Source organism: Azoarcus sp. DD4 (assembly GCF_006496635.1).
Lineage (GTDB): Bacteria > Pseudomonadota > Gammaproteobacteria > Burkholderiales > Rhodocyclaceae > Azoarcus.
In genome coordinates, this window is record NZ_CP022958.1 from 4,033,503 (window position 1) to 4,056,951 (window position 23,449).

24 protein-coding genes are annotated in these 23,449 nt (G+C 68.3%); 13 read left to right on the top strand and 11 right to left on the bottom strand.

The features are described 5' to 3' along the window. Positions 1-50: 50 nt before the first annotated feature. Positions 51-953, bottom strand: a complete 903-nt coding sequence (locus CJ010_RS18660) for a LysR family transcriptional regulator (protein ID WP_141019443.1) — start codon at positions 951-953, stop codon at positions 51-53. Between the two features lie 149 nt (positions 954-1,102). On the opposite strand from CJ010_RS18660, the gene mdcA reads away from it, so the two are divergent. From mdcA to CJ010_RS18710, 10 genes are all read left to right on the top strand, one after another. After that, positions 1,103-2,764 carry a malonate decarboxylase subunit alpha gene (mdcA, locus tag CJ010_RS18665; protein WP_141019444.1) on the top strand — a complete coding sequence of 554 codons (1,662 nt, stop codon included), beginning with the start codon at positions 1,103-1,105 and terminating at the stop codon, positions 2,762-2,764. Next, positions 2,764-3,657 (top strand): triphosphoribosyl-dephospho-CoA synthase, encoded by an 894-nt coding sequence (locus CJ010_RS18670; protein WP_141019445.1) that lies wholly within the window; start codon positions 2,764-2,766, stop codon positions 3,655-3,657. Before mdcA ends, CJ010_RS18670 begins: the two co-directional genes overlap by 1 nt. Before the next feature lies 1 nt (position 3,658). After that, positions 3,659-3,973 (top strand): malonate decarboxylase subunit delta, encoded by a 315-nt coding sequence (locus tag CJ010_RS18675; RefSeq protein WP_141019446.1) that lies wholly within the window; start codon positions 3,659-3,661, stop codon positions 3,971-3,973. Further along, complete coding sequence (locus tag CJ010_RS18680) at positions 3,970-4,815, top strand: biotin-independent malonate decarboxylase subunit beta (protein WP_141019447.1); 846 nt, start codon at positions 3,970-3,972, stop codon at positions 4,813-4,815. Before CJ010_RS18675 ends, CJ010_RS18680 begins: the two co-directional genes overlap by 4 nt. A 1-nt stretch (position 4,816) precedes the next feature. Continuing rightward, positions 4,817-5,644, top strand: coding sequence for a biotin-independent malonate decarboxylase subunit gamma (gene mdcE / locus CJ010_RS18685; RefSeq protein WP_141019448.1), 828 nt, complete (start codon positions 4,817-4,819; stop codon positions 5,642-5,644). 111 nt (positions 5,645-5,755) lie between these two features. Then, positions 5,756-6,145 (top strand): malonate transporter subunit MadL, encoded by a 390-nt coding sequence (gene madL, locus CJ010_RS18690; RefSeq protein WP_141019449.1) that lies wholly within the window; start codon positions 5,756-5,758, stop codon positions 6,143-6,145. A gap of 6 nt (positions 6,146-6,151) precedes the next feature. After that, a complete protein-coding gene (madM, locus tag CJ010_RS18695) occupies positions 6,152-6,916 on the top strand; it encodes a malonate transporter subunit MadM (protein ID WP_141019450.1) in 765 nt (254 codons plus the stop codon). An 18-nt stretch (positions 6,917-6,934) separates the two neighbouring features. Next, positions 6,935-7,558: a malonate decarboxylase holo-ACP synthase gene (locus tag CJ010_RS18700; RefSeq protein WP_141019451.1), complete on the top strand. Its 624-nt coding sequence runs from the start codon at positions 6,935-6,937 to the stop codon at positions 7,556-7,558. After that, positions 7,555-8,493, top strand: coding sequence for a malonate decarboxylase subunit epsilon (gene mdcH / locus CJ010_RS18705; protein ID WP_141019452.1), 939 nt, complete (start codon positions 7,555-7,557; stop codon positions 8,491-8,493). The genes CJ010_RS18700 and mdcH overlap by 4 nt, the downstream gene beginning before the upstream one ends. A 198-nt stretch (positions 8,494-8,691) precedes the next feature. Beyond that, a complete protein-coding gene (locus tag CJ010_RS18710; RefSeq protein WP_240794407.1) occupies positions 8,692-9,561 on the top strand; it encodes a PEP-CTERM sorting domain-containing protein in 870 nt (289 codons plus the stop codon). Here CJ010_RS18710 and CJ010_RS18715 read toward each other — a convergent pair. From CJ010_RS18715 to CJ010_RS18735, 5 genes are all read right to left on the bottom strand, one after another. Next, on the bottom strand, positions 9,534-10,157 hold the full coding sequence (locus tag CJ010_RS18715; protein WP_141019453.1) for a class I SAM-dependent methyltransferase: 624 nt from the start codon (positions 10,155-10,157) through the stop codon (positions 9,534-9,536). The genes CJ010_RS18710 and CJ010_RS18715 overlap by 28 nt on opposite strands. Continuing rightward, on the bottom strand, positions 10,154-10,702 hold the full coding sequence (locus CJ010_RS18720) for a dihydrofolate reductase family protein (protein ID WP_141019454.1): 549 nt from the start codon (positions 10,700-10,702) through the stop codon (positions 10,154-10,156). The genes CJ010_RS18715 and CJ010_RS18720 overlap by 4 nt, the downstream gene beginning before the upstream one ends. Positions 10,703-10,735: 33 nt before the next feature. After that, on the bottom strand, positions 10,736-11,296 hold the full coding sequence (locus CJ010_RS18725; protein WP_141019455.1) for an NADPH-dependent FMN reductase: 561 nt from the start codon (positions 11,294-11,296) through the stop codon (positions 10,736-10,738). Positions 11,297-11,448: 152 nt separating this feature from the next. Beyond that, positions 11,449-12,075, bottom strand: a complete 627-nt coding sequence (ycaC, locus tag CJ010_RS18730) for an isochorismate family cysteine hydrolase YcaC (protein WP_141019456.1) — start codon at positions 12,073-12,075, stop codon at positions 11,449-11,451. A gap of 107 nt (positions 12,076-12,182) precedes the next feature. After that, on the bottom strand, positions 12,183-13,079 hold the full coding sequence (locus CJ010_RS18735) for a pirin family protein (RefSeq protein WP_141019457.1): 897 nt from the start codon (positions 13,077-13,079) through the stop codon (positions 12,183-12,185). 123 nt (positions 13,080-13,202) lie between these two features. On the opposite strand from CJ010_RS18735, the gene CJ010_RS18740 reads away from it, so the two are divergent. Both CJ010_RS18740 and CJ010_RS18745 read left to right on the top strand, forming a co-directional pair. Beyond that, a complete protein-coding gene (locus CJ010_RS18740) occupies positions 13,203-14,108 on the top strand; it encodes a LysR family transcriptional regulator (RefSeq protein ID WP_141019458.1) in 906 nt (301 codons plus the stop codon). A gap of 68 nt (positions 14,109-14,176) precedes the next feature. Beyond that, complete coding sequence (locus CJ010_RS18745; protein ID WP_141019459.1) at positions 14,177-14,827, top strand: dihydrofolate reductase family protein; 651 nt, start codon at positions 14,177-14,179, stop codon at positions 14,825-14,827. Positions 14,828-14,844: 17 nt separating this feature from the next. Here CJ010_RS18745 and fhuE read toward each other — a convergent pair whose 3' ends face one another. The 4 genes from fhuE to CJ010_RS18765 all read right to left on the bottom strand — a co-directional run bounded on the left by fhuE (position 14,845) and on the right by CJ010_RS18765 (position 21,145). Further along, complete coding sequence (gene fhuE, locus CJ010_RS18750) at positions 14,845-17,058, bottom strand: ferric-rhodotorulic acid/ferric-coprogen receptor FhuE (protein WP_141019460.1); 2,214 nt, start codon at positions 17,056-17,058, stop codon at positions 14,845-14,847. 284 nt (positions 17,059-17,342) lie between these two features. Further along, positions 17,343-17,807 (bottom strand): hypothetical protein, encoded by a 465-nt coding sequence (locus CJ010_RS18755; protein ID WP_141019461.1) that lies wholly within the window; start codon positions 17,805-17,807, stop codon positions 17,343-17,345. Then, complete coding sequence (locus CJ010_RS18760; protein WP_141019462.1) at positions 17,804-18,979, bottom strand: PepSY domain-containing protein; 1,176 nt, start codon at positions 18,977-18,979, stop codon at positions 17,804-17,806. The genes CJ010_RS18755 and CJ010_RS18760 overlap by 4 nt, the downstream gene beginning before the upstream one ends. A gap of 3 nt (positions 18,980-18,982) precedes the next feature. After that, a complete protein-coding gene (locus tag CJ010_RS18765; RefSeq protein WP_240794408.1) occupies positions 18,983-21,145 on the bottom strand; it encodes a TonB-dependent siderophore receptor in 2,163 nt (720 codons plus the stop codon). Between the two features lie 552 nt (positions 21,146-21,697). On the opposite strand from CJ010_RS18765, the gene CJ010_RS18770 reads away from it, so the two are divergent. After that, positions 21,698-22,828, top strand: coding sequence for an alpha/beta fold hydrolase (locus tag CJ010_RS18770; RefSeq protein ID WP_168224986.1), 1,131 nt, complete (start codon positions 21,698-21,700; stop codon positions 22,826-22,828). 19 nt (positions 22,829-22,847) lie between these two features. On the opposite strand, the gene CJ010_RS18775 is transcribed toward CJ010_RS18770, so the two are convergent. Further along, a complete protein-coding gene (locus CJ010_RS18775) occupies positions 22,848-23,411 on the bottom strand; it encodes a DUF882 domain-containing protein (RefSeq protein ID WP_141019464.1) in 564 nt (187 codons plus the stop codon). Positions 23,412-23,449: the final 38 nt, after the last annotated feature.

Here is a 23,449-nt window from a genome sequence, read left to right on the forward strand (position 1 = left end):
CCGCCTGACAGCCTGTCGCGGTCGGCAGAGCCGCCTCTGCAGCGGCGCCCCTAGCGCCTGAACATCCTGCATTCGGCCATCAGCGCCAGCAGATTGGGATCGCGCTCGCGATTGCGGGGAAGGAGCAAAGCGATCCGCTGGCTGACCATATAAGGCTTCGCGATCGGGATCAGCTGAACCTGCGGGCTGAAATCGGCAACGCGGCCGGGCAGCAGCGAGTAACCGACACCGCCGCTGACCAGATTGGTCAGCGAGAAGATGTCGCCAACCCGCATGACGATACGCGGCTTGAAGCCGGCCAGTTCGAAGGCGCGGTTGAAGTCGTGGGACGTCGCAAAATCGTCGTTCAGGCTGACGAAGTTCTCGTCCTTGAGGTCCTGCAGGTCGATCAGCTCATGACGCGCATAGGGTGAGCCGACCGGGGCTGCGAAGAACATCGTGTCGGAGAACATCGGGATCGTGATCAGTCCCGAGTGGCCGACCTTTTCATCGACCACGATCACGATGGCATCGAGCCGCCCTTCCTCGAGCTTGTGCAGCAGGTCCCGGTTGGAACTCAGGGTCAGGTCGACATCGAGTTCCGACCGACGGGTCTTGAGCCCTATCAGCAGGCGCGGAATGGTGCGTACCGTGAGCGAGTACAGGGCGCCGATCCTCAGGCGCGCCGCGCCGAATCCCGCTGTCTCGCGAGCTTTCTGGATGCCGGTGGTGCATTCGGCCACCGCGCGTGCCGCATGTTCGGCGAACACGTAGGCTGCGGCCAGCGGAATCAGCTTGCGTCCATCACGGCGGAACAGCGGGCAGCGCAAGCCTTCCTCGAGCGAATGCAGGGAACGATGCACGCTGACCGTGCTCTGGTCGAGCGCCTCGGCCACTCGCACCATGCTGCCCAACTCGATGAAGCTGAGGAAGACCTCCAGCTTTCGGAAAGTGATCTGCTCGTCGATCTGCATCTACGCCTCCCCCGACCGGTCGCCAGCGGTCATGGCCACCGCGGCCATAATTATTACTCATGGAGTAATAAACGTGCGTTTTGCTTGATTGAAGCGTAGCTGGCGCGGGCCTATCTTGCGGTCACCAAGTCTCGAACGACGGAGTGAACATGCAAGCCAAGGCTCAACCAGATCCGCGTTGGACCCGACGCCGGACCGAGAAACAGCGCCGTCTCGCGCAGGTTCGCGAACTCGCCGATGGCTCCGTGCTCCGGACCGATTCGATCGTCGAGGTACTCGAAAGGCTCATCGGCCCGGGCGACCGGGTGGTGCTCGAGGGCAACAACCAGAAGCAGGCGGATTTCCTCTCCCGCGCCCTCGCCGAGGTCTCCCCCGAGCGGGTGCATGGCATCAACCTGATCATGCCGAGCGTGAGCCGCCCCGAGCACCTCGATCTTTTCGAACGTGGCATTGCCCGCCGACTCGACTTCGCCTATGCAGGCGCGCAGAGCCTGCGTATCTCGCAGTTCCTGCAGGACGGGCTGCTCGAAGTTGGCGCCATACACACCTATATCGAGCTCTACGCGCGGCTGTTCGTCGACCTGATTCCCGACGTGGTGCTGGTCGCCGGCTATACCGCCGACCGCCAGGGCAATCTCTACACCGGCCCGAGCACCGAGGACACGCCGACCCTGGTGGAGGCCGCGGCTTTCCACGACGGCATCGTCATCGCCCAGGTCAACGAGATCGTCGACGACGTGGGCAATCTGCCGCGGGTGGACATTCCCGGCGACTGGATCGACTTCGTGGTGCAGGCCGACAAGCCCTTCTTCATCGAACCCTTGTTCACCCGCGATCCGCGCCTGATCACGCCGATGCAGGTATTGATGGCGATGATGGCGATCCGCGGCGTGTACGAACGCCACCAGGTGCAGTCGCTCAATCACGGTATCGGCTTCAATACCGCGGCCATCGAACTGATCCTGCCGACCTACGGCGAACGCCTCGGCCTGAAAGGCAGGATCTGCCGCAACTGGGCGCTCAATCCGCACCCGACGCTGATCCCCGCGATCGAGTCGGGCTGGGTCGAAAGTGTGCACTGCTTCGGCGGCGAACTCGGCATGGAGGATTACGTCGCGGCCCGGCCCGACGTGTTCTTCACCGGCCGCGACGGCTCCATGCGCTCCAATCGCGCCTTGTGCCAGCTGGCCGGTCAGTACGCGGTGGATCTCTTCATCGGTTCGACGCTGCAGATGGACGGGCTGGGCAATTCCTCCACCGTGACCCGCGGGCGGCTCACCGGCTTCGGCGGCGCGCCCAACATGGGGCACGATCCGCGCGGGCGCAGGCATCCGACGCCGGCGTGGCTCGACCTCGTGGAGACGGACGACCCGCTCGCCCGCGGTCACAAGCTCGTCGTGCAGATCGTCGAAACCTTCCAGGCGGGCGGCAAGCCCTGCATCGTCGAGTCGCTCGACGCGGTCGAGGTCGGCAGGGAGAGCGGTATGCCGCTTGCCCCGGTGATGATCTATGGCGACGACGTCACCCACGTGCTCACCGAGGAAGGCATCGCCTATCTGTACAAGGCGCGCTCGCTCGAGGAGCGCAAGGCGATGATCGCCGCGGTTTCCGGCGTGACCCCGGTCGGACTCACGCACGATCCGCGCAAGACCGAGGCGCTGCGTCGCGACGGGCTGGTGGCCCTGCCCGAAGATCTTGGCGTGCATCGTGCCGAGGCGACCCGCTCCTTGCTTGCCGCGAAGAGCGTCGCCGACCTGGTCACCTGGTCGGGCGGCCTCTACAACCCGCCCGCCAAGTTCAGGAGCTGGTAATGAGCCCGACGCTAGAAATCCATCCACGGATGCGCCGGACACGCCGCCCCGGCATGGTCGATCGCCTTGCCGATCTTGCGGTGACGGCGCTCATCGACGAGGTCACGCTGACACCCAAGCCGGGGCTGGTGGACATCCGCAGCCGCGGTTCGCACCGTGACCTCGACTGGTCGCTGATGTGCCATTCGGCACGCACCCTGCGGCCGACCTTCGCCGCGCTGGCCGACGCCGGCCTCGGCTCCGGCGAGAACCCGGAACTGCGCGAAACCATAGGCGCCATCGGCCGGGAGGGGGAGGCGGCGATGCTGGAAGCAACCGGTGGCGTCAATACCCACCGCGGCGCGATCTGGGCCCTGGGGCTGCTCGTGACCGCCGCGGCCATGGCCCCCGCTGACCGGACGCCGTCCCGCGTCGCGTCGCGCGCCGGCGCACTGGCCCGCCAGCCCGACCGCCATGCACCGGGGGTAACCGGCAACAAGGGCGAGCAGGCCTGCCGCAGCTACGGCGTCGGCGGTGCGCGTGGTCAGGCGCAGGCGGGCTTCCCCCACGTCGTGCATGTCGCACTGCCCATCCTGCGGCGCTCGCGCGCCAGCGGCGACGCGGAAGACGCTGCGCGCCTCAACGCGCTGCTCGGCGTCATGGCCGAACTCGACGACACCTGCGTGCTGTCGCGTGGCGGTCCGGCGGCACTCGCCAGCGTGCAGGCGGGGGCCCGGGGGGTGCTGGCGTCCGGCGGGGCAGGAACGCGGGCCGGACGCGGGGCGCTGCATGCACTGGAGCGCGAACTTGTCGCACGAAACGTTTCGCCGGGCGGTGCGGCCGACCTGCTCGCCGCGACGCTGTTCCTCGATCGCTTCGAGGCCCAGGACCCCATTCAACAGCGGGAGAACTAGGATGGAACAACTGAAGTTTACCTTCCCGGCGTCGCAACCGGCGCCCGGCAGGGCCTTGGCCGGCGTAGTCGGTTCCGGCGACCTGGAGGTGCTCGTCGAGCCCAACGTCGCCGGCACGACCACGGTTTCGGTCACAACCTCGGTGGTCGGCATGGGAAGGGTGTGGGAGGCGGTGCTTACCCGCATCCTCGCGGCCAGGCCCCTACCCGCCACCAGGATCGAGATCAATGACTTCGGCGCGACGCCCGGTGTGGTGCGCATGCGCATCGACCAGGCCTTCGAGGAACTGGACGAACCCGGGAGGACGGCACAATGAATACGGCTGAACTGCTGCAACGCGAGAGCTTCATCGAACTTGGCGCACGCCAGCGTGCCCGTGCGCTGCTGGATGCGGGCACGATGCGCGAACTGATCGGCCCCTTCGACCGCCTTGCCTCGCCCTGGCTGGCCGAGCAAGGCGTGGTGACCCAGGCCGACGATGGCGTAGTCGTTGCCCGTGGCTGCATCGACGGCCGGTCCGCGGTGGTCCTCGCGATCGAAGGGGCTTACCAGGGCGGCAGCATGGGCGAGGTGGGCGGCGCGAAGATCGCCGGCGCGCTCGAACTGGCGGCCGAGGACAATCGCCGCGGCATCCCGACCTGCGCGGTGATCGTGTTCGAGACCGGCGGCGTGCGCCTGCAGGAGGCCAACCTCGGTCTCGCCGCGATCGCCGAGATCCATGCCGCGATCGCCGATCTGCGCCGCTATCGGCCCGTTGTCGGCATCACCGCCGGCACGGTCGGCTGCTTCGGCGGCATGTCGATCGCCGCCGGCATGTGCAGCTACCTCGTCGTCACCCGCGAAGCCCGCCTGGGGCTCAACGGCCCGCAGGTCATCGAGCAGGAGGCGGGCATCGAGGAATACGACTCGCGCAATCGCCCCTTCATCTGGAGCATGACCGGCGGCGAGCAGCGCTACGCGTCGCGGCTCGCCGACGCTTTCCTCGAGGATGATGCCGACGCCATGCGCGCCAAGGTCCGCGAGTTCATCCGTCTCGGTGTCCCGGCGCGGCACCGCAGCGACCGCGAGGCGGACTTCCTCGCCTGCCTGGCACGCGTCGATGCCGGCGAACAGGCCCGGCCCGATGTCGTACGCGCCATCTACCAGGAGGGACTTTGACATGGCACGAGAAACCGGAATCAGCCGCGGCGCGACCTGGCTTGCCGCACTTGCGCGGGATGGTGCTACCGCCGTTACCGGCTACCCCGCTTCGATCCGGGTGGCGGATGCGACGCTCGCTGGCGAACCGGCACGATACATCGCGGTGGTGCCGGACCCCCACAATCCCTTCCCGCGGGCACGGCGGGGCGAGGTCGGTCTGATCGAAGGGTGGGCGCTGGCGCGCGCCGTACGCGAGGTGATCGCCGCCGACGCCGGCAGCGCGAGGCCCCGCCCCATCGTCGCCGTCATCGACGTGACGAGCCAGGCCTACGGCCGGCGCGAGGAGGCCTACGGCATCCACCAGGCGCTTGCCGGCGCCGCCGCCGCCTATGCCGACGCGCGGCTTGCCGGGCATCCGGTGATCGGGCTCATCGTCGGCAAGGCGATGTCCGGTGCGCTGCTCGCACATGGCTACCAGGCCAACCGCCTGATCGCCCTGGACGATCCACAGGTCATGGTCCATGCGATGGGCAAGGCCGCCGCGGCCCGGGTGACCCTGCGCTCGGTCGAGCAACTCGAGGCGCTGGCCGAAAGGATTCCGCCAATGGCATACGACATCGGCAGCTTCGCCAGACTCGGGCTGCTCTGGCGCCTGCTGACGGTGTCGCAGCCGGATGCGCCCGGCGGGGCGGACCTCGACCGCGTCGACAGCTGCCTCGTCGAAGCGCTCGCCGACATCCGCGCGGACACCCGCCGCGACCTGTCGGGGCGGCTAGGGCAGCCGGCCCGCCGCCTCTCGCGCGAGGTGCGGGAACGCCTGCGGGCAGGCTGGGAGGCGTGTCGATGACGAGACCCTGATCGATTTGCCCGGGTGGGGGACAGGAGGAGACACCACGCCCCCGCCCACTGAAGCAAACGCGGCTGCAGCGGCAGCCACAACACCAAAGGAGAAAGCATCATGGCCATCTATGGAACCGCCTTGCTGGCGGCCTGCGTCCTCGTCGGACTTTTCATTGGCGACATCCTCGGCGCGGCGATCGGCGTCAAAGCCAATGTCGGCGGCGTCGGATTCGCGATGATCCTGCTGATCTTCGCTTCGGAATACCTGCGCAAGCGCAATCTGCTTCCCACGCCGACCATGGAAGGCGTGCACTTCTGGAGCGCCATCTACATCCCCGTCGTGGTCGCCATGGCGGCCCAGCAGAACGTCGTGGCCGCAGTGAAGGGGGGGCCGGCGGCGATCCTGGCCGGCGCGCTCGCCACCGCCGTCTGTTTCGCACTCATCCCTGTCATCGCGCGTATCGGCACCAGCGGTCCGGTCGCCGACGCGAAAGCTGTTGCGGAGTAAGCCGTCATGGAAAAGATCCTTCTCGACGTCCTCACCAAGAACGGGCTCCTCACCGGCTTTGCCGTCATCGGCCTGACCATGATCCTGTCCTACTGGCTGTCGAGCCGCTTCACCCGCGGCAAGCTGCACGGATCGGCCATCGCGATCATGCTCGGATTGGCGCTGGCCTACGTCAGCGGCCTTTTTACCGGCGGCCAGAAGGGCGTCGCCGACGTGCCGCTGCTCACCGGGGTCGGCTTGCTGGGCGGGGCGATGATTCGTGACTTCGCTATCACTGCCACCGCATTCGGCGTGCATTTCCAGGAGATCCGCAAGGCGGGCCTGAGCGGTGTCGTGTCGCTGCTGGTCGGCGTGGTGCTGTCCTTCGTGATCGGTGCCGCGGTGGCAGCCGCGTTCGGTTACACCGACGCCGTGAGCATGGCGACGATCGGTGCCGGGGCGGTGACCTACATCGTCGGTCCGGTAACCGGCGCGGCGATCGGCGCCAGTTCGGATGTCATGGCGCTGTCGATTGCCGCCGGACTGGTGAAAGCCATCCTCGTCATGATCGCCTCGCCCTTCTTCGCGCCGCGCATCGGGCTCGACAATCCGCGCACCGCGATGGTCTTCGGCGGCATGATGGGTACGACCAGCGGAGTCTGCGGCGCACTCGCGGCGATCGATCCCAAGCTCGTCCCCTACGGCGCGATGACCTCGACCTTCTATACCGGCCTGGGTTGCCTGATGGGGCCGTCGGTGCTGTTCCTCGCCACCCAGGCCATGGTCGGCTGAAGACAGGGAGAGAGCCCGATGCGCGCTCACGATCTGCTCTGGCTAAGGCCGGCGGCCTGCGCCGGCGGGGCGGCCCTGCCCGACTGGGTCGAGCCGGACTGGCCGGTGGTCGTCCGGCGGGCACCGCAGGCCGGGCGGGATCTGATCCCGGTCGGGCTGCGCGGTCGGACCCGCAACCAGCGCCATGCCGCCTGGGTGGCCCCTGCCCGGGTGGCGCGTTGCTGCACGCCGGAGGCGCTGGCGCTCGAGCGCGGGTGGGAGCGACGCTGCGGTGGCGGCTTGGGCTGCCTCGACACCCTTGCCCGCATCGCCCCCATGCTCGATGCGGCCGGCCTGGCGTGGGGGCCGACCGGCAGTGTCGGATTCGCCCTCGCGAGCGGGGTGGACATCCTGCATCCGCAAAGCGATCTCGACCTGCTGGTGCGGGCGGAGCGTCCGCTCGATGCAGACCAGATCGTCCTGCTGCAATCCCTGAAGCTTGATGCAGCTTGCCGCCTCGATGTTCAGGTCGACACCGGCCACGGCGGCTTCGCCCTCGACGAATGGCTGGCCGGACGTCGCACGGTACTGCTGAAGACCGCGGATGGTCCCCGCCTCGTGGGCAACCCCTGGCAGCCGGACGCGGAGGCGTGTCGGCCATGAGCGTGCTGTTCACTTTTCCGGGCCAGGGTTCGCAATCACCGGGGATGCTGTCGCGGCTGCCGGCCGATGTCGAAGTCGAACGCACCCTCGCCCAGACGCAAGCGGTGCTCGGCCGCAATCCACTCGAACTGGATACCGAGGAGGCCCTGCAGTCCACGGTGGCGGTACAGCTATCCCTGCTGATCGCCGGCGTGGCGATGGCGCGTACCCTGATCGCCCGCGGCGCCGCGCCGGACGTGGTGGCCGGCATGTCGATCGGGGCCTATCCGGCGGCGGTCATCGCCGGCGTACTCGACTACGAGGATGCATTGCGTCTCGTTGCCCTGCGCGGTCGCCTGATGGAAGAAGCTTTTCCGGCGGGGCATGGCATGACGGCGGTGATCGGCCTGGACCTCGGTGGCGTGGAGCGTATCGTCGGCCGGGTCCACTCGCCATCGCAGCCGGTCTTCGTTGCGAATGTCAATGCGGAGCAACAGATCATCGTCGCCGGCGCCAATGCGGCAATGGAAGCGGTCGCCGGCCTCGCCTTCGAGCAGGGGGCGACGCGTTGCGAGCGCCTGGCGGTGAGTGTCCCGTCGCACTGCGAACTGCTGGCGCCGGTCGCACATGCAATGAAGCGCGCGATCGCCGCGTCGTCCCCGCGGCGTCCGCGTATCGGCTTCCTGAGCAGCAGCGCCGCACGCGCGCTCTCGGATCCGGCGCGAATCGCCGACGATCTGGCCGGCAACGTTGCGCGGCGGGTGAACTGGCTCGACACCGCCAAGCTCGCGTGGGAACGGGGCGCCCGACTGGCGATCGAGATGCCGAGCCGCGACGTCCTGACCGGACTCACCCAGGCCGCCTTTGCGGAGGGGCTTGCACTTTGCTGCGACAACAACCGCGTGGATACGGTTTGCACGCTCGTCCGGCGGGAGCGGGAAGGCGGGCTTCGTTGAGCTTTCGGCGGCAGCAGGCATCGGAGCAAGCCCCGCTCCATGCCGGGCAAGCGCCGCGAGCGCCTCGTTCGAGCGGGACGTATGCATACCCTGCGTGACGACCGTCACGCCACCGTCAATGCCTTTTGAATATGCTTTGCGCACGATCGAATGACATAGGGCTCCGCACCCTCTCCTTGTGCGCCCCTCCCACGCACAATGAACAAGACGACCCGCCTCCGCCTGCTCGCTGCCTTCGCACTCGCCGCCGGCAGCACCGCCGCCAACGCCACCCTCGTCACCTACAGCTTCACCGGCGCCGTGGCGGACTCCTACCAGTCCGACCAGTCCTACACCTACGACAGCGCCAGCGGCTACACCTACTCGCCAACCTACGGCTCCACGTCCGACAACGTCACCGCCAGCATGAGCTTCGTGGTCGACGCCAGCCGCTACACGAACATCGACGGCACGCCGGGATATACCACCTCGGGCTTCGACACGCTGCCTTCGCCAGCCTGGCTCAGCAGCAGCTCCAGTGCTTCCAGCCCGCTGATGTCGTTTGCGCTTTCCTCGTTCGGCAATCTCGCCAGCGGCCTCACCGCGTACACCTCGGCTTACAGCGGCAACACCGGTTCGCTCAGTCTGTTCGATCACGTCGCCTACCTGGCGCCGATCTACACCTATGACGATGCCGGACGTCTAACCTCGTTCGAGAACCTGTTGACGATGAACCGGATGATGCTGGGCGGGGACATCACGCTCGACCTGGTCGATGGCAAGTTGCTGCCGGTTGCCATCAACAGCCTCGACTGGGGCGAGATCCACCAGTTCTGGATGGCCCAGCGTATTACCTACACCTACGACGCCGACGGCAACCTCATCGGGAGTACCGAGGTGCGCACGCAGAAGGTGTCCTTACTAAACATCGCCGACTGGAGCATCAGCTTCAGTTCGGCGGCCATGGCGGTGCCGGAACCCGCCTCGCTCGCACTGGTTTGTCTTGGCCTTGCGGGCCTCGGGCTGCGGCGCCGGCGTGCCGCGCCGAGCAGCGGCAGCGATCACGCGAGCTGCGCGACGATGGCATAACGCCCCTTGTCGCGGCCGCCGGTCGGCTCGTTCATGAACTCGGCGATCAGCGGCCTGAAGCCGAGTCCGTCGAGCAGGGCCAAGGTGCGCTCCGGCGTGTGCGAATCGTAGAAGAAGGTCTCGCCGAACATGGTGTCGGTAAAGGCGGGATGTTCGGAGCCGCCGCAGGTGAGCATCAGCCGCCCGCCGGGGTGCAGGCGGTCGCGGATGCGGCGCAGGATCGCTTCGTGCTGGCTGCGCTCGATGTGGAACAGCGCATCCCAGCAGATCGCCGCGGCGTAACGCGCGCCGCCTGCCGCCCCGCCCACGTCGAACCCGCAATCCTCCAGCGTCGCGCATATCCACGTCTGCCCCGGAAAGCGCTGCCGCGCCAGCGCCAGCATGCCTTCCGACTGGTCGTAGCCCACCACCCGAAAACCGCGCGCGATGACGTATTCCGCCATCGGACGGCCGGTGCCGCAGCCGGCGTCCAGCACCGTGGCGCCGGGCGGCAGGCCGGCCAGCAGGGTGTCGAGATAGAACTGCTCGCGGCCGTAGAAGCTGTGCCGCGCCTCGTCCCAGCGCGCTGCGATCGCGTCGTAGGCGGCGCGGTTCATGCCCGGCGTACGCGATAGGTGGATTGGACGAAGCCGAAGGGATAGGCGCGGCTGGCGACCAGCTCCAGCGCCACGTCGGCGTCGAGCGCGCCGAACAGCCGCCGGCCGCTGCCGAGCAGCACCGGGATGGTGGTGACGGTGAGGTCGGCGATCAGCCCCGCGGCGAGGAAGCGCTGAATGGTGATGCCGCCGTCCACATAGATGCGCCGCACGCCCTCGCCCGCCAGCCGCGCCGTCAGCGCCGCAGGCGTCTCGTTGGACACCGACACGGTGGACGGCAGCGTGGCCGGCAGCGCCAGCGGCCGGCTGGTGAGCACAATCAGGCGCTTGTCGCCGTAGGGCCATTCGGGAAAGCCGAGCACCAGCTCGAAGGTGTTGCGCCCCATCACCAGCACATCCACCGTATCCATGAAGGCGGCGTAGCCGCAGTCCTCGCCCGGCGGAACCACGGCGTTGGCCGCCTCCAGCCAGTCGATGGCGCCGTCGGCGCGGGAGATGTAGCCGTCGAGGCTGGTGGCGATGAAGACAGACGCGGTGAGGGTCATCGGATTCGGGTATCGGTGAAAAGTGGTCGGGGGTCAGCGCAGGCGGAGCGTCCAGTCGCGCAGCGCTTCGAGCAGGCGGCGGATGTGGCCGCGGGTGGCTTCGTCGGTGAGCGCACCGGTGTCGTCGAAGAGCTGGCCGGCGTTGCCTATCATCACTTCCGGCTTGTTGAGCAGGAGCAGGTCGAGGAAGACCATGGACTGGCGCAGATGGTACTGGGCCCGCGCCGTCCCCAGCCGCCCGGGGCTGGCCCCCATCACCGCCGCCGGTTTGCCGGCAAAGGGCTGGTCGGGCGGCCGCGACACCCAGTCGATCGCGTTCTTGAGCACGCCGGGCATCGAGTAGTTGTACTCCGGCGTCACGATCAGCAGCGCGTCGGCGGCGCGGATCTGCTGGCGCAGGCGCTCGACCGCGGGCGGAAAGCCCTGGGCATAGACGTCCTCGTTGTACAGCGGGATGTCGGCGATATCGGCGATATCGATCTGCATGCCGGCGGGCGCCAGCCGCACTGCCTCACGCAGGGCTGCGGTGTTGAAGGAAGCGCGGCGCAGGCTGCCGGAAATGCCGAGTACCTTGATCTGCTGCGTATCGTTCATGTCATGCCTCCCGTAGGTGTGGTCACGGACTGCCGGCCCATACCCGGTCCGTATGCACTGGGGATTGAACGCCTTTCGGGCGCATCGGACAAGCGAAAGAGCGTCGTCGAACCGGCGCCCCGCCACCGTTCGGGCAGCGGGGCCGCCTTCGCTTACTTGCCGCCCTTCAGCGTGGTGTAGCTGGTGATGAGGTTGCGGTAGTCCGGGATGTGGTTGGAGAACAGCGTGCCCAGGCCCTCGATGTCGTTGCGCCAGTCGCGATGCAGTTCGCAGGCGACGCCGAACCATGTCATCAGCTGTGCGCCGGCGGCGGACATGCGGTCCCAGGCGGAATCGCGGGTGAGTTCGTTGAAGGTGCCGGAGGCATCCGTCACCACGAAGACCTCGTAGCCCTCCTCCAGCGCGGACAGCGCCGGGAAGGCCACGCACACTTCGGTCACCACGCCGGCGATGATCAGCTGCTTCTTGCCGGTGGCCTTCACCGCCTGTACGAAGTCGGCGTTGTCCCAGGCGTTGATCTGGCCGGGACGCGCGATGTAGGGCGCCTCGGGGAAGGTCTCCTTCAGCTCCGGCACCAGCGGGCCGTTGGGGCCGTCCTCGAAGCTGGTGGTGAGGATGGTCGGCAGGCCGAAATACTTGGCGAGGTCGGCCAGCGCCAGCACGTTGTTCTTGAAGCGGTCGGGTTCGATGTCGCGCACCAGGGACAGCAGGCCGGCCTGGTGATCGACCATCAGCACGGCGGCGTTGTTCTTGTCGAGACGGACGTAGGGTTGTGCCATGGTTTTGCTCCTTTGCTCTCTGGGGGATGCCGCGCCGCCCTGCCCCGTGGGCGAAGCGGACGGCGCGGCGGATGTGGCGTGCGGCGGGATTGCCGCACGCCGGTTCCTCATGCCGCCGGTTCGGCTGCCGGCGCGGGTTGGGGGTCGAGCCGGCCGAAGCGGCCCGCGGTGTAGTCGTCGATCGCCTGGTTGATTTCGTCGGCGTCGTTCATCACGAAGGGGCCGTGGCCGACGATGGGTTCGGCTATCGGATCGCCGGCAAGCAGCAGCACCAGCGCGTCGTTGTTGGCCTCCAGCGCCACGCCGTTGCCCTTGCGGTCCAGCACCGCCAGCTGACCGTCGCGCACGATCGCCTTGCCGTTCACCTGCAACGTGCCGCGCAACACCACCACGGCGCCGGTCCAGCCTTCCGGCAACGGCAGCTCGACGTAGCCGCCTGCGTTCAGGCGCAGGTCCCATACCGCCAGCGGGGTGAAGGTGTGCGCCGGGCCGCGCCGGCCGTCCAGCTCGCCGGCGACGATGCGGGCGCTGCCGGCGCCGTTGGCCAGCTCCACCACCGGAATCTGCGCCGCGGTGATCGCCTGGTAGCCGGGCGCGGTCATCTTGTCGCGGGCCGGCAGGTTCACCCACAGCTGCACCATTTCCAGCTCGCCGCCCGTGCGGGCAAAGCCGCGGCCGTGGAATTCCTCGTGCAGGATGCCGGCACCGGCGGTCATCCACTGCACGTCGCCGGGGCCGATCAGGCCGCCCTGGCCGGTGGAATCGCGATGTGCGACCTCGCCGCGATAAACCAGCGTCACGGTCTCGAAACCACGGTGCGGATGCGCACCGACACCGCGCTGCGCGGCGGTCGGTTCGAAGACGGCCGGGCCGGCATGGTCGAGCAGCAGGAAGGGGCTGAGCTGGCGGCCATGGCTGCGGTAGTCGAACAGGCTACGCACCGGAAAGCCGTCGCCCACCCAATGGGATCGCGGGGCAGCGTAGACACCGAGGATGCGCTTCATCTTCATCTCCTGACTGATGGCTGGGTAACAGCCTGGAAATCACTATAAAGATGCACCGCCGGTGCGATAAGACGGCAAAATTCGCTCTCAGCGTCCTATCAATGGAACAGTGAGGCAAGCGCGATGGAGGATCTGAACGACCTCTACTACTACGTCCGGGTGGTCGACAACGGCGGCTTCGCGGCCGCCGGGCGCGCGCTCGGGCTACCTAAATCCAAGCTTAGTCGGCGTATCGCGCTGCTGGAGGAACGCCTCGGCGTGCGCCTGATCCAGCGCTCCACCCGCCACTTCTCGGTGACCGAAATCGGCCAGACCTATTACGAGCATTGCCGCGCGATGCTGGTGGAGGCCGAAGCGGCGCAGGAGGCGATCGAGCGCACCCGCGCCGAGCCGCGCGGGGTGGTGCGGATGAGCTGCCCGATCGCGATCCTGCACGCCCACGTCGGCCGCATGCTGGCGGAGTTCCTGGCCGCGCATCCGCAGGTGGAGCTGCACCTGGAAGCGACCAACCGGCGGGTGTCGCCGCTCAACGAGGGTTTCGATCTGGCGCTGCGGGTGCGGCCGCCACCGCTTGCCGACAGCGAGCTGGTGCTGCGCGTGCTGTCCGACCGCAGCCAGTGCCTGGTGGCCAGCCCCGCGCTGATCGCCGCACTCGGCGCCCCCGCCGCGCCGGCCGACCTCGACCGCTACCCCAGCCTGGCGCTCGGGCCGCCGCAGGAAGACCACCTGTGGACGCTGTACGGGCCGGACGCCGCGCAGGCCACGCTGCACCACCAGCCGCGCCTGATCACCAGCGACATGGTGGCGCTCAGGCGCGCGGCGCTGGCCGGCGTCGGCGTGGTGCAGCTGCCGACGCTGATGGTGTGCGACGAACTTGCCGCCGGCAGCCTGGTCCGCCTGCTGCCGGGCTGGGCACCGCGGCGCGAGATCATCCACGTGGTCTATCCCTCGCGCCGCGGCCTGCTGCCGGCGGTGCGGGCCCTGATCGACCACCTCGCCGCGGCGTTCCGGGCGCTGGACGAGGACTGAGGCGCGGCGCCTAGCAGAGCAGCCGCGGCCCTGCCATCCTGAAGGCATCACCGCCGAGGAGCCACGCCATGTCCCGCGTAAGAGTTGAGAGCTTCGCCGTTTCCATCGACGGCTTTGGTGCCGGTCCGGACCAGAGCCTGGCCAATCCGCTCGGCGTCGGCGGCATGGCGCTGCATGAATGGGCGCTGCCGACGCGCACCTTCCAGCGCAAGGTATTCGGCCAGGAAGGCGGCAGCACCGGCATCGACGACGACTTCGCCGCGCGCGGTTTCGACAATCTCGGCGCCTGGATACTGGGGCGCAACATGTTCGGCCCGATTCGCGGGCCGTGGCCGGACTTCGACTGGAAGGGCTGGTGGGGCGACGAGCCGCCCTACCATGTGCCGGTCTTCGTGCTGACCCACCACCCGCGCCCGCCGCTGCAGATGAAGGGCGGCACGGTATTCCACTTCGTCAGCGACATCCACGACGCGCTCGACCAGGCCCGCGCCGCCGCCGGCGGGCAAGACGTGCGCATCGGCGGCGGCCCCGGCACCATCCGCCAGTACCTGCGCGCAGGCCTGATCGACGAGCTGCACATTGCCCTCGCCCCGGTCCTGCTCGGACGCGGCGAGCCGCTATTCGCCGGGTTGGATCTGCCGGCACTCGGCTACCAGTGCGTGTCCTTCACCCCCTCTGAGAAGGCCGGCCACCTGCTGATCCGCCGCGCCGGACACTGACCGCCGCCCGAACCCGCTCAGAACTGGTACTTCAGCGTCACCAGCGCATTGCGCGGCGCGCCGTAGGCGAGCTGGTTGTAGAAGCCGATCTGGCTGAAATACTTCTTGTCGAACAGGTTGTTGATGTTGAGCTGGGCCGAGACCCCCTTGCTGATCTGGTAGCGCACCATCAGGTTCACCAGTGCGTACGGCCGCTGCTTGAGCTTTTCGGCCGCGCCGGTCACCGGATTGGTGACCGCGGTGTAGTTCTCGCCTTCCCAGTTGAAGCCGCCGCCGACGGTGAGCTTTTCCCACTCGCCGCTCATGCGCCGGGTGGTGAAGACCTTCAGCATCCGGCGCGGATGGTTGGTGTTCACCGCGTCGCCGTCCTCGTCCCTGGCCTCGAACTGGGTCCAGCCGGCGGTGAGGTTCCAGCCCGGCGCCAGTTCGCCGGCCAGTTCGATCTCGTAGCCCTCGCTGGTGGTGCCCTGGGCGGCGTAGTAGGCCTGGTTGCTGGTGCCGGGCACCAGGTAGCCGGCGTCGGTCTGGGCGAGGTTGTCCTGCTCGATACGGAACACCGCCAGCGAGGCGTTGAGCCTGCCGCCGAAGTATTCGCCCTTGACGCCGGCTTCGTAGCTCTTGCCGGTGAGCGGATCGAGGTAGTCGCCGTTGCGGTCGCGGTAGTTCTGCGGGTTGAAGATGTCGGTGTAGCTGGCGTAGGCGGAATGCCGTTCGTCGATGTCGTAGATCAGCCCGGCGTAAGGCGTGACCACGCCCTTGTGGTCGAACGCGTAGCTACCGGTGGAGGTCCTGCCGTCCTTGCTCCAGTTGCTCACCCGGCCGCCGACGATGAAGCGCAGCGGATCGGCGACGTTGATGCGTGCGACCGCGTAGGCCGCCTCCTCCACCGTCTCGAAGGCTTCGGACAGGCTCTCCGCCCCCCAGGCCGGCTCGGCGTAGCTGCCGTCCCACAGGTTGAAGTTGCCGACCGCGCTCACGCCCAGCGCCGCCCGCCGCGTCGCGTCGAAATCCTGCTCGCTGCGCATCAGGCCGAAGGCGAGTTCGTGGCTGCGGCCGAAGAGTTCGAAGGGGCCGGACGCATGCACGCCGATGTCGTCCTGCTTGCGGCTGACCGCGTAGCGCGCCGGCGAAGCCCCCATGCCCAGGCCGGTGCTGCGGTCGGGGACGCCGTAGAGATAGAGCAGCTTGAGATCGCCCTCGTTCTCGCCGTGGTTGAGCATCAGCTCGGCCTTCCAGCCGCTGTCGAACTGATGCTCCAGCTTGGCGAAATGGGTGCGGTGGGTCGAGGCCCACGACGCCCACCTGGCGGCGGTGGTGCTCGAACGGCGCCAGTCGGCGCGCGTACCGTCGGCGTACCAGGCCGGCAGGCCGCCCCACTGCGAGGCGTCCGGATCGTTGTCCTGGCGGCTGGCGCCGAGCGACAGCCGGCTGCGCTCGCCGAGATCGACATCGACCACGCCGTACAGCGTTTCCTTGCGGTTGTGGGCGAGGTCGACGTAGGAATCCTGATCCTGCAGGCTGCCGACCACGCGGGCGCGCACGCTGCCGCTGGCATTGAGCGGCGTGGTGAGGTCGACGGTGCCGAGGTAGTTGTCCCAGGAACCGGCGCCCAAGGTCACCGCACCGGTGAACTCCTTGCTGTCGGCATGCTTGCGCACCAGGTTGATCGCCGCAGAGGGGTTGCCGGCGCCGGTCATCAGGCCGGTGGCGCCGCGCACGATCTCGACGCGATCGTAGATGGCGGTGTCGGTCTGGGTTTCGCCCGCGCTCCAGCCAGCGCTCCAGGTGGTGGGGATGCCGTCGATCTGCAGGTTGGTGATGTCGAAGCCACGCGCCGCGAAACTGGACCGCGCGCTGTCGTACACCCGGGTGGACACGCCGGTTGCGTTGGCGACCACGTCGGTGATGGACTGCAGCGCCTGATCGTCGATGCGCTCGCGGGTGATCACGCTGACCGACTGCGGCGTGTCGCGGATGGACAGATCCAGCCGGGTCGCGCTGCGGGTGACGAGGGTGGTGTAGGAGCCGGTGCCCTCGGTGGCGGGGTCGGGGGCGGCGGTGGTGTCGGCGGAGACGGTGACGGGCTGCAGGATGCGGGGGGCTTCGGGGGTGGTGGATTGGGCGAGCGCGGGGGTGGCGAGGATGGGGGTGCAGATCAGGGTGAGGGCGAGCGCCAGCGGGGTCAGGGGCTGGGTTGGGGGCTTGGTGGTGGGCGGGACGGAACGGGGCATTGTGGGTTCTCCGGAAGGGAAGCTGCTTGGCGATGAAGCCAGCCGGCGGTTTTCCCCTTCCCCTTCAAGGGGAAGGCTGGGATGGGGATGGGGTTCGGTGGGCGCCGCGCAGACCCCATCCCCACCCCAACCCTCCCCTTGAAGGGGAGGGGGCCAGGGGATCGCGGGCTGGGGACTTGTCGCCCTTCGGAAAGCGTGGAAAGGACGAGCGCCGTCCCCGCAACACGCGCGGTGGCGGCCGCGGCTGCGGCGGGGACGATCAGGGGATGGCTGGGTGCGCCGGCTCAGTCAGGCGCGGCCGACACCCCCGGCAGCGGCCACGCCACCCGATGCAGCGTGCCGTTCCACTCCTGCACCGTCAGCCACAGCCGATCTTCCGGACCCGGGCGCTGCGGATAGGACACGTGCGCTTCCTGCAGCGCGCCGTGGCCGTGCACCACGCCGTCTTCGCCGTCGAGCACCGCGACCGGCTCGGGGCCGGCGTTGGCGTAGGCCATGCGGATGCGGGCCACGCAGCCGTCGCAGAAGCGGAAGCCGAAGTCCTTCACCTGCACGCCGTCGTGCAGGTAAGGCCCGGCCTCGTCGTGCGGTGCAGGCGTTACCGTGAAAGGCCCGACAGCCTGCGTCTGCCAGGCCACCGGAAACGCCGGCGTGAGCGATGCGTACAGGAACCAGGCCGGCGCGATCAGCACCAAGGCGTTGAGCCAGTACCTGGCGCGCGGCCAACGTTTGCCCGGCGCGGCCTTCATGGCTGAGCTCCTTCCAGGCCACCGCCGGATTCCGCTTCCGCGGCGGTCGCGCGCTTGCGGGCGGGCTTGCGCGCCTGGCCGAAGGTACGCTTGCTCCAGATCAGGAAGCCGGTGATGGACATCGCGCTGAGCAGCACGCCGAACACGAACCAGATCGCCTTGGTCCAGATCCCGCCCAGGGTGCCGTAGTGCAGCGGATCGGCGATGTGGGCGACGGTCTGCAGCGCGTTCATGGCGGCCGGCGTACGGACCTCCTCGACCGCGCCGGTCCACGGATTGACGAAGGCGCGCCACGCGTAGGCGTCGTAGAGGAAGTTGTCGCCGCTGCCGGCAATGCTGAAGTGCGCGCGCTTGTGCTCGGGGAAGGACACCCAGCGCGGCTGCATTTCCGGTATCGCGCGCTGTGCCGCGGCGATGGCCTGCTGCAGGCCGATCTGCGCCGGCACCTCGCCTGTCGTCATCGGCAACTCCTGCTGCGCGACCATCGCCGGCTCGTCCCACACGTGCAGCTCCTTGTGCCACAGCACTGCCTGCACCAGGTACCACAGCCCGGTCGCGCCGATCACCAGCAGGAACCACAGCGACCAGGCGCCGACGAGGCGATGGAGGTCGCCCAGCAGCACCCGCGCGCCGGCATCGAAGCGCAGCTGCGGCCGCGTCCACGCGCGCCAGAAGCGCCGGTAGATGACGATGCCAGTGATCATCGCGCCCAGCGTGACGATGGACATCGCTGCCACCAGGTAGTAGCCGACGCTCCAGCTGTGATGCCACGGAAACAGCAGCCAGCCGTGCAGCGAGCGCATGAAGCCGACGAAGGTGATGCCCTGGTTGATCGCCTGCACCTCGGCGGTATACGGGTTCACATAGGCCAGGGCCGGCGGCTTGCCAGGTGCGGCGAAACCGATGGCGGTAACGAGATAGGGCTCGAACACCATCACCTGGCGGATCTCGGCGCCGGGCACCGATTTCTGTACCGCCTCGACCAGCGCCGGCAGCGGCTGCGCCGGCAGGTCGTCGGGGTTGTCGGCGCGCGCCGCCGGATTGGTGAGCCAGGTGAGTTCGTGGCTGATGACAGCGATGGTGCCGGTCAGGCAGACGAAGCAGAACACCGCCCACACCGGCAGCGACAGCCAGCCGTGCACCAGGAACCAGCGCTTGCGATCGAGGGCCATGGTTCAGAACCTGTAGCTGGCGGTGCCGACCACGGTGCGACGGGTGCCGACGAAGCAGTCGCCGCGCGCGAGGCAGGTGGTGTAGTAGGTCTTGTCGCCGATGTTGTTCATGTTGAGGGCGAAGCTCCAGCGGCCGACGTCGTAGCCGAGCATGGCGTCGAACAGGGTGTAGCCGGGCGTGGTCAGGCTGTCGGTGCCGTCCCAGCTGTCACCGATGTAGCGGATGCCGAAGCCGCCGCGAAAACCGTTGATGCCGGCGACGGAGAAGCGGTGCTGGGTCCACAACGAGGCCATCTGCTCCGGCACGCTGGGCAGGCGCTTGCCCTCGTTGGTCCCTTCCAGCACCTCGGTGTCGGTATAGGAATAGGTGCCGATCAGGTCCCAGTCGGGCGTAAGGCGCAGCTGCGCCTCCAGCTCGAGCCCGCGCACCCGGGCTTCGCCGGTCTGCAGCTGGTTGAGCGGATTGGTCGGGTCGGGCGACTTGCGGTTCTTCTCGCGCAGGTCGTACACCGCCGCGCTGAGCTGGCCGCGCCCGCCGGCCGGTTCGTACTTCACCCCCACCTCGTACTGCTTGCCGCGCAACGGCTTGAAGGCCTTGCCGTAACCGTCGAGACCGATCTCCGGCTGGAAGGACTCGGCGTAGCTGAGATAGGGCGATACGCCGTTGGCCGCCTTGTACATCAGCGCCAGGCGCTTGGTCACCGCGGTGTCCTTCTGCGTTTCACCGCCTTCGGTGTCATTGACCGCGCGGTCCTGGCGCAGGCCGATCACCGCGATCCAGCGTTCGTCCCAGGTGAGCTGGTCCTGCACGTAGATGCCGGTCTGGCGCACGGTGTTGTCCGGGTCGTCATAGAAGTCGTCGGCGCCCGGCGGGGTGAAGTTGCCATACACCGGGTTGTAGAGGTTGAGCGTGCCGGCCGCGCCGTAGGCCCAGCGCCGCTTGGTGACGGCGTACTGGTAGTCGAGCCCGGCGAGCACGGTCTGGCGCAGCCGGCCGCTGGCGATGTCGGCCTGCGCCTGGTGGTCCACCGTCCAGTACTTCAGCTCCGGTTTGGCGACCCAGTACACCCGGTCGATGTCGCCGTTGGTCTGCAGCGCTGGCGGGAAGGCCGGGTAGATGGTCTGGTAGCTGACCTCGCTTTCCGAGTAGCGCAGGTTCTGGCGCAGGGTCCAGGTGTCGTCGGGCTTGTAGCTGAAGAGCGAGGTGAGCGACTTCTGCTCGGTGTCGTATTCGTCGAAGCCGGGCTCGCTCATGAATACATCGATCGGAATCTTGGACAGCCCGCCGGGCGCCGGCAGCACGGTGCCGGCGTGCGGCAGGAACTGCGTGGTCGAGCCGGTTTCGTCCTTTTGGAAGTTGGCGAGCACCGTCCATTCCACGCGGGAATCCGGCCGCCAGGTGAGCGAAGGCATCAGCACGTAGCGGTCGTCGCCGACCTTGTCGACCTGGGTATCGCTGTCGCGGCCGATGGCGACGACGCGGTAAAGCAGGGTCTTGTCCTCATCGAGCGGGCCGGTGACGTCCACCGCCAGCTGCTTGCGGTCGAAGCTGCCGTACTGCAGCTGCACCTCGCCCTGCTGCGTATCCAGCGGGCGCTTGCTCACCAGATTGACGATGCCGCCCACCGTGCCCTGGCCGTACAGCACCGACGACGGCCCTTTCAGCACCTCGATGCGCTCCAGTGCAAAGGGATCGGGCCGCGAACTGGCGTAATAGCCGAAGGTCTGCTGCATGCCGTCAAGGTAGATCACCGGGTCGGTGCCACGGATGGTCGACCAGTCGCCGCGGCTGTCCAGACCGTAGGTTTCGCCACGCACGCCGGCCGTATAGCGCAGCGCATCCTGCACCGTCTGCACGCCCTGGTCGCGCATGCGGTCGGCGGTGATCACCGAGATCGACTGCGGCGTTTCGGCGAGCGGTGTGTCGGTCTTGGTGGCGGTGGCGCTGCGGCGGGCGACGTAGCCCTGCACCGGGCCGGTTGCGGTCTCCGTAGCGCCATCGGTCACCGTCACCGCCGGCAGCGTGAGCGGATTGGCGGCGTCCTGCGCGACGGCTGCACCGCAGGCGGACAACAGCATCAGCGCCAGCCGCCGGGAAGGCGCGAGCGCGCGACGGGCGGCGGACAGCGACGAATGCCGGCGTGTTTCGGTCTTGGTCTTGTTCATGTCGTTGGGGGCGGGTAAGCGGGACGGAATCCCTGCTGCAGGGGGCAATGCCAAGCGGGCAGCGCACGAACGCGACCCACTGCGCAGCCGCGCGGACGCCACGGCTGGCATGGGACTGCCGGGAACGGGTCTAGCGCAGGCTCGGGTCGGACTTCAGGCGCGGGCAGATGCGCCGCAGCACGGCGGCAGCGGCTGGCGACCGGAAGACGGGAACGCGGAAGACGGAACGGAACACGGTGACACCTGCTCAGCAAGGGGTTGCTGGCTGGCTGGCGCGTACCCTTGCGGCACGGCCTGGCTGGCTGGTGATTTCTCGTCGCGCACCTGCAGCACGCATCGGCCTGGGCAAGCCGTATAAACGAGAACGGTTCTTATTATTAGACGGGATGTAAGGAATGTAAACCCGGAACTGATGCGGCTACGCGGCGAGGTCGCCGGAACCGGGCTGAATTTTTCTCATCGACAGCTTACAAATCATCATTTGCTGCATTGCAGCAATATATCTAAGGTAAGAGGCGTCTAGAAGCGGCCTGCATGGCCGTTGGAGCCGTCATGAACTATCGCTTTGCTTCGCTCACGCCGGACGACGAACCGGCCATCGTCTTTCACCTGCTCTCGCTCGACGCCGAAGACCGCGCGCTGCGCTTCGGCAGCCACACCGCCGACGCCACGCTGCTGGCCTACGCGCAGGGGCTGAACTACAACCGCGACGTGGTGGAAGGCGCCTGGGACAGCGGCCGGCTGGTGGGTTTCGCTCACCTCGCCGTGCATCCGGAAGGCGGCTACCCGGTCGGCGAACTGGGCCTGTCCATCATGGCGGGTTACCGCAACCGGCGCATCGGCAGCCATCTGATCCAGCGCGCGCTGCAGCGCGCTCGGCGCTTCCGGCTGACGAAGATGTACGTGCATTACATGCGCCGCAACCTGGCGATGACGCGGCTGGTCCGGCGCTTCGACCCGGTCATCGCCTACGACGGCGACGAAGCCCAGGCCTGTGTGCAGGTGCTGCCGCGCGAACAGAGCATCTATACCGAAATCCACCGCGGCGGTCACGACGGCCGGCTGGAGGTGTTCAAGCGCCTGCCGCGCCACAAGCCGCGCGGCCATGTGTTGCTGGTGCACGGCGCCGGCGGCGACGGCTGGCAGTGGCGCGGCGTGATGGCCGACCTGGCCGAAGCCGGCTATGCCGCCCACGCCCTGTCCCTGAGCGGCCACGGCCGCAGTGCCGCGGCGGCGCCGAGCTACCGGCAATACGCCGGCGACGTGCGCAGCGTGCTCGACGGGCTGCCTGAAGATACCCGGCTGGTCGGCCACTCGATGGGCGGTTACCTGGTGCAGCGCGAACTGGCGCGTGCCGATCGACCGGCCGCCGTGCTGCTGGCGCCGGTGCCGCCCGACGTGCCACGCGACCAGGAACTCGCCTCGCTGCTTGCCGGCCTGGCCGGCAAGCGCACCCGGGAAGTGGTGACGAGCGTGCTGGATACGGCCGAATCGGTGGCGGTCGAGCGCATCTCGACGCCGGTGAGCCTCATCAGCGGCGACCGCGACCGCGTGATGCCGGTGCCCTGGATGCGTGCCACCGCGCGTCGTTACCGGGCGCCGTGGACGCGGCTGGCGGCGGGCCACAACCTGCCCGTCGTCGCCGGCGTGAGCGCACCGGTACTCGCCGGCCTGCGCCTTTAGCCGCGGCGCTACGGACGATTTACCAGCTGCGCACGCGGCCGGTGTCGACGTGGACGAACTGCTCGCGCGGGTAGTAACCGACCCCGCCGAGCTGCAGCGCCAGTGCCGCGTCGCGCAGGTCGGCCAGGCCGATACCGGCGATGCGGATGTCGATCGCCTTGCCGTCCATGTGCAGGCTGCGCTTGGCCACCCCGCCGTCGCGCGTGTTGCGCAGCCGGGTGTTGGTATCGGCGCAGCGATAGGCGGAGATCACCTGGAAAGGCGTGTCGCAGCCCAGCGTCGTCCGCAGGCGGTGCAGCAGGTCGAAGAGCTGCGGGTCCATGCGGCCGACCTCGCCGGAGTAGTGGTCGCGCATGAAGTGGTCGAGGCTGCCGAGCGCTTCCGGCAGGTAGCGCTCGCCGAGGGCATAGACCAGCGACAGATGCTCGCCTGTATGCGTGTGATCGAAGGACAGGCTGCGGCCGCGGGCAAGATCTGCCGGCAAGGCTGCGGCCGGTCGGGCCAGCGGCAACGCGGCGCCGGCCAGGGCCAGCCGCGCGGTGTGCCGCAGCAAATGGCGACGTTGGGGGACGAAGGCTTTCAAGGTCGTTACGGTAAGGCGGGGGCGACGCCATTGTGCCT